This window comes from Thiofilum flexile DSM 14609 (assembly GCF_000380185.1).
GTDB classification, from domain to species: domain Bacteria; phylum Pseudomonadota; class Gammaproteobacteria; order Thiotrichales; family Thiotrichaceae; genus Thiofilum; species Thiofilum flexile.
The window spans coordinates 210,839-217,439 of the sequence record NZ_KB904769.1 but is presented as its reverse complement, the minus strand read 5'-3'; the positions used below and the strand labels follow the sequence as shown (position 1 = coordinate 217,439).

The window sequence follows — 6,601 nt, the reverse complement described above, 5'->3', positions numbered from 1 at the left end:
ATGCACATGATCCTTACTCACCACCCCTTTCACAATCTCTATCTCAAAGGCTTGGCAGGTTTGACGGATCAGCTCCCGTACCCGCAAGCCCACATCGCCCTTTAGAATCGGATAACGATATTTCGTCACAAATACAAAGTGGTACTCGATTCGGTATACTGTATGACTGCCATACCGATACTCCATTTCTCCAGTCCTCTGCTTGACTTCTATTGGGTGAGTATCGCAGATAAATCTGACCGTCTAAAGACGGTGGTTTTAACCTTAGAAGACGGACTAATAAAAAGTATTTTCACATTAGCACCGCCTATCCTTGATAAAAATTAACTTTATGTAAGTATTTGTTATCAAAGCATCAGAATGACTAGGCTATTTGCTCAACTATACCTAATTTTTGCTCAATTTGTATTCATAAAATTGCGTGACAAAGTTCACAAAAAACGGATAGCTCAATCATTGATCAATTAAATAGACAATAAGCTTAAAAAACTCTCATAAAGGGGACTGATCGTTTGTGACCTATACTGTATAAAAAACACGCTATCTCCTCAAAAGCATCTTTGCCAACAGCTAAGTAAAAAGATAAGAATGAAGGTGAAAAGCTAAATTTTTAATCAATCCAAACCTCTTTACCAGAAGAGTCCTTATTACAATCAATGATGACATAATAAGCTACTAAAATTTAGCTTAAGTTTAATTAATGAGCAAATACAAGCTATTCGTTAGAATTCTTTTGATTAATTAATTATCACTAGACAATGGATTGGCTATATTTGCATCAATTGGATTTTTACGAGATGCTTTCGGCCCTTGCTTTAGATACTTTTCTACTGCCTGAAAGTTTGCCGCCTTACCCTCTAGCACTAAAACATCGCCTACTTGCAATAAAGTACTCGGACTTGGGCTATCTCCCCGAATACCTGAACGGCGAATCGATTTTACACTGATATTAAAATCATCTAATTCTAAGGCTTGTAAGGTCTGATTCACCGCATAGGCAGCCTCTGTTAACACCACACTGTATAAAAAGGTTTGGGTTGGAGTGGCTACCTTAGTACCTACCCCATGGAAAAAGCTCTGTAAGGCACGATAACCATCGGCTCGAATTTTTTCGGTTAAAAATAAAATCTCTGCAGCAGAAATACCCATTTTACTTAATACTCGCTCCGTAATCATGAGACTCGCCTCTAATGATTCGGGCAATACCTCAGCTCCCTTAGCCTCTAGCTCTTCCATATAACTATCATCGCGGGCGCGTACTAGAATAGGGATATCATCATGTTTCTTGCGTACTGCATCTACAATAAGCCCGGCTGTTTCCATATCGCTTACCGTCACAATCACTACCTTCGCACGATATAAACCTGCTGCAATTAAAATCTCGGTGCGTGCCGCATCGGCATAATAAACCGTCTCACCCGCTTCCCAAGCCTCTTGCACAATACGGGAATCTAAATCCAAGGCAATATAAGGAATATTTTGTTCATGCAATAAACGTCCAATGCTTTGCCCTACCCGTCGATAACCGCAGATTAATACATGCTCTTCAATTTCTTTTACTTCACGACTAAAATCATGCGCCTCTTTATAACGCTGACGTAAATAAGTATCGGCAAATAGTTTTTTAGTCACTTTATCATTATAGCGAATAATAATAGGGGCTATTGCCATGCTAATCACAATGGCAGCTAGAACGGCTTGAACCTCTTCGGTATTCAATAGCTTATTGCTTAAAGCTAATGCCAATAGAGCAAAACCAAACTCACCCCCTTGAGCTAATACTAGACCCGTTCTTAATGAAGTCCCATTATCTGCTCCAAAAAAGCGGGCTAAGGCATTAATCAATAATGCTTTGCCTAAGGTAATACCTAATACTAAAGTAATAATGGGCAGCCATAAACTAGGTAAAACGGTTAGATCTAGTTTTGCGCCTACCGTAATAAAAAATAACCCCATTAAAATATCACGATAGGGGCGCACCTCGCTTTCAATCTGATGCTTATACTCTGTCTCCGAAAGCATCATGCCGGCTAAAAAAGCTCCTAACGCTAAGGATAAACCCAGTGATTGAGTCGTCCACGCGGCAGTGAGTGCGACTAAAAGAATGGTAATATTAAATAACTCTACCGATTGAGCACGGGCAATATAATGAAACAGCGGACGTAAAGCATAATGCCCCAGCACTAAAGCCAGACCTAAAGCACCAATACTAATAAACACTTCTAAAGCTAAATGGCTAAGCTCTAAGGTATGAGTAGAACCAACAGCTAATAAGGGGATAATAATTAAAAAAGGAACAACAGCGATATCCTGAAACAGCAAAATACCTAAGGCTAATTGCCCATGCTTGACACGCATTTCTCCCTGATCCGTTAATTGCTTCACCACAATGGCTGTCGATGACATCGCTAAAGCTCCTGCCGCAATTAAAGCCCCCTGCCAATTAAGCCCTGCATAATATAATAAAACAAATCCACTTATCGTAGATAAAATAACTTGCGCCCCTCCTAAACCTAAAACAGTTCTACGCATCGCCAATAATTGCTGAACTGAAAACTCTAGGCCAATAGCAAATAATAAAAACACCACCCCTATTTCACCCATAAAAGCGATGGATTCATTAGTAGGCAATATACGCAAAGCATGCTCGCTCGTTAATGTACCAACGACTAAATAACCTAAGATAGGAGGCAAATTAAAAATACGTACGGCTGCAACAGCACTGACTGATAATAATAGCAGAACCAAGACGATGTGTAATAAATCCGTTCCATGCTCCATTGCAAAGCCCTCTGAACTGTGTTCAATAATGATATTACTGTTATCTTATAAAAATAATTACTTTAGTTAATAACCCTACTAGCCTAGCGAATAAACTTATTAATATTATTTTTTAATAGCGCTTATTTTTATAAAAAGCTTTTGAGTTTTAATGATTAGCCTTAGAATCAGCGCTCTTTATACCAAATGAGTTTTCAACAGTATGCTAACCCTATATCAGTTCAATGCCTGTCCCTTTTGTTGGAAGGTGAAGGCGATGCTCCATCTCACTCATACCCCCTATCAAGTGATAGAAGTAACACCGTTTGGTATGCCAGAACTAGACTTCACGACTCATAAAAAGGTTCCGGTATTACGCGATAATAATGAAATTATCCTAGAATCTGAGCGGATTGTGCTCTATATCAGAGAACATTATAGCCAGTTATCGCCGCCTACCCAACAAGATTACGACTGGCTGCAGTGGGTAGATCAAACACTTGTACATTATTTACCACCCTTAATTCATCCCAATATACGTACTTCGTATCAAAATTTTGCCCATATTATGCTCCCCAACCAGTTTAAGCCGCTGAAACAGTGGGGTGTGAGAGTCGCAGGCGCGTTAGTCATGCCGAGGGTAGCGCGTAAAATGCAGGCGAAACATAATATTAGCCACCCACAACAAGAGTTTGAGCGTGCGTTACAGCATTGGGTGCAACAAGGTTTGAAGGGTCAAATGTATTATGCGGGGGCACAACTAGGATTAGTTGATGCGGTCGTGTATGGAGTACTTAAATCGGGAGCTAAGATGCCGTTTTGGTCAGGTGTATTGAGTAATAACGCCACATTGCAACAATGGTTTGAGCGTTGTGATGCTCAGCTAGCAACCCCTACAGCTACACTCTCTGCTTAGAGAGTATAGCTGACTGACTTAGACTGCTTGGCAGAAAACCCAGCAGCCTACTTGGATACTATGAGTTCGATCCGGCAATGGTCATGCGATTAATTAGAATCGAGCCAGAGCGAATATTACCGCGAATATCCACATCATTCCCGATGGCTTGGATATTGTGGTACATGTCTTTGAGATTACCAGCAATGGTGATCTCTTCAACAGGATATTGAATAACACCATTTTCTACCCAAAAACCCACAGCACCCCGCGAGTAATCCCCCGTCATGCCATTCACGCCCCCACCGAATAATTCATTCAGCAGTAGCCCGGTGCCTAATTGTTGCAGTAAATCCTCATAACTATGCCCGGTGCTTTGCAGGATCAGATTATGATTCCCACCAGCATTACCTGTGGTCACCATGCCTAGTTTCTTAGCGGAGTAGGTACTCAGGAAATAACCTTGCAATCTTCCATCGACTAGAATATCACGCGCTTGGGTAGCGACACCTTCACCATCAAAACCACGACTGCCGAGTGCGCGTGGAATGAACGGGTCTTCACGTAATTGCACGAAATCGGGGAAAAGCTTCTGCCCAATCGAGTCGGGTAAGAAGGTTGCTTTGCGATATTGTGAGCCACCACTGACTGCCGATACTAAGCTACCAATCAAGCCCCGTGCTAAGGTGGCTGGAAATAATACCGGCACTTCACAGGTGCTCAAGGTGCGAGCGTTTAAACGGCGCACTGTACGTTCTGCTGCTTTTTGTCCAATGACTGCTGGGCTTTCTAATTCAGAGGGAGCGCGAGCAACGCTATACCAGTAATCGCGTTGCATGGACTCGCCATCTTGCCCGACTAATACGCACGAAGCAGAATGATGCGTACTATGTACCGCACCGCTAAAACCGTGTGAATTAGCGTATAAGCTCAAACCGGCATAGCTCTCGACACTCGAACCATCGCTATTGCTAATCCGTGCATCACTCTCCCGTGCAATCGCCTCGGTTTCCTGTGCACGACGAATCGCGGTTTCAGCATTTAAATCCCACGGATGATAGAGGTCTAAATCAGGCCAGCTTTTAGCCATTAAACTGGCATCAGCCAAGCCATTAAACTCATCTTCAGCCGTATATTTAGCAATACGGCAGGCGGCATCAACCGCATCAGTCAAGGCTTGTACGGATAAATCACCACAGGAGGAATAGCCCTTACGATTACCAAAATAAATGGTAATCCCCGCACCTTGATCACGGTGATACTCTAGCTTTTCCACCGCACCCATACGTACCTCGGTAGAAAGACCCGTACCTTTATCAATATTTACCTCAGCCGCTGTAGCGCCGCGTTGTTTAGCAACCGCTAAGATTTGTGTGGCTAAGTCTTGTAGTTGAGCCGTCAGGGCATCTTTATTATCTAATTCAATCATATCTATCTTATCCTTTAGCTCGCTGTACCGCCTACGGTTAAACCATCCACCCGCAGAGTCGGCTGCCCTACTCCTACTGGAACGCTTTGCCCATCCTTACCACAAACCCCTACACCATCGTCGAGATTCATATCATTGCCCACCATACTGACGCGGGTGAGCACATCGGGACCATTACCAATCAAGGTGGCATTTTTAATCGGATAGGTGACTTTGCCATTTTCGATCATATAGGCTTCAGAGGTCGAAAACACAAACTTGCCCGAAGTAATATCTACTTGCCCACCGGAGAAATTCACCGCATACACACCTTTCTCTACCGAGGCAATAATCTCTTCAGGGGCATATTGTCCAGAACGCATATAGGTATTGGTCATACGTGGCATAGGAAGATGTGCATACGATTGACGCCGCCCATTGCCGGTTGGTTTTTGTCCCATTAGTAAGGCATTTTGCCGATCTTGGATATAGCCTACTAACATACCATCCTCAATCAAGGTGGTGCATTGAGTGGGGGTGCCTTCATCATCTACGGTCAGAGAACCACGGCGTAGCTCTAACGAGCCATCATCCACTACGGTAATACCTTTAGAGGCGACTTGCTGCCCAATTTTACCGCTAAAGGCTGAGGTGCCTTTACGGTTAAAATCACCTTCTAAACCATGACCAATCGCCTCATGCAGCAATACTCCAGGCCAACCAGAACCTAATACTACGGTCATACTGCCCGCAGGAGCCGCTTTCGCATCTAAATTAATTAAGGCTTTGCGCACCGCTTCTTCAGCGTAATGTAGCGCACGGTTATTATTGACAAAGAAATCTAAGTCAAAACGACCACCACCACCGGCGCTAGCACTTTCAGATTGCCCTTCACGCTCGACAATCACCGAGACATTGGTGCGCACTAAGGGACGAATATCGGCGGTCATGCGTCCTTGTTCGTCAATAATCAAAATGGTTTCGTGTACCGCGACCATATTTGCCATGACTTGCTTGACATAAGGACTCATCGCGCGTGCATGAATATCAATCTGTTTGAGTAACTCGATTTTTTCATTTTCTGACAGCGACAATAGAGGATCTTGTGTGCCATAGAGTGGGCGCTCGGTGCTACGTACTTGAAAACCTTTGGGTAAAGTACCGACGGGTGCTTGGCTAATAGCACGAGCTGCTTTAGCTGAATCCAATAAGGCGGCTAAGCTAATCTCACCACTATAGGCAAATCCGGTTTTTTCACCACAGACCGAACGTACCCCCACACCACGATCAATACTAAAACTACCGCTTTTAACAATACCTTCTTCTAGACTCCAGCTCTCATAGCGGGACGATTGAAAGTATAAATCCGCCAATGTAGTTTCACGGGTGAGTAGTGCAGAAAATACCTGATCTAAATGAGCATGAGTTAAGCCACTGCTAGTCAAAAAAATATCAATAGCATTATCAATTGCCTGTTTCATAAGAATCCTTTGCTTTTTATATTAAGTATCTAGGTAAGGTCAGTGTATCTTTTTAGA

5 protein-coding genes are annotated in these 6,601 nt (G+C 43.1%); 1 reads left to right on the top strand and 4 read right to left on the bottom strand.

Annotated features, from left to right (window positions below; translation table 11 throughout):
• The coding region (gene tnpA, locus A3IK_RS20845) for an IS200/IS605 family transposase (RefSeq protein WP_020559763.1) at positions 1-186 on the bottom strand (186 nt) is incomplete at its 3' end.
• Between the two features lie 555 nt (positions 187-741).
• Entirely contained in the window at positions 742-2,781 is a 2,040-nt protein-coding gene (locus A3IK_RS19210; RefSeq protein WP_020559993.1) for a monovalent cation:proton antiporter family protein, read from the bottom strand.
• 202 nt (positions 2,782-2,983) lie between these two features.
• Here A3IK_RS19210 and A3IK_RS0110785 point away from each other — a divergent pair, with 202 nt between their 5' ends.
• Entirely contained in the window at positions 2,984-3,676 is a 693-nt protein-coding gene (locus A3IK_RS0110785; RefSeq protein WP_083915717.1) for a glutathione S-transferase N-terminal domain-containing protein, read from the top strand.
• A 58-nt stretch (positions 3,677-3,734) separates the two neighbouring features.
• Here A3IK_RS0110785 and pmbA read toward each other — a convergent pair whose 3' ends face one another.
• Both pmbA and tldD read right to left on the bottom strand, forming a co-directional pair.
• A complete protein-coding gene (pmbA, locus tag A3IK_RS0110780; RefSeq protein ID WP_020559991.1) occupies positions 3,735-5,084 on the bottom strand; it encodes a metalloprotease PmbA in 1,350 nt (449 codons plus the stop codon).
• A gap of 14 nt (positions 5,085-5,098) precedes the next feature.
• Entirely contained in the window at positions 5,099-6,544 is a 1,446-nt protein-coding gene (tldD, locus tag A3IK_RS0110775; RefSeq protein ID WP_020559990.1) for a metalloprotease TldD, read from the bottom strand.
• Between the last annotated feature and the right edge of the window lie 57 nt (positions 6,545-6,601).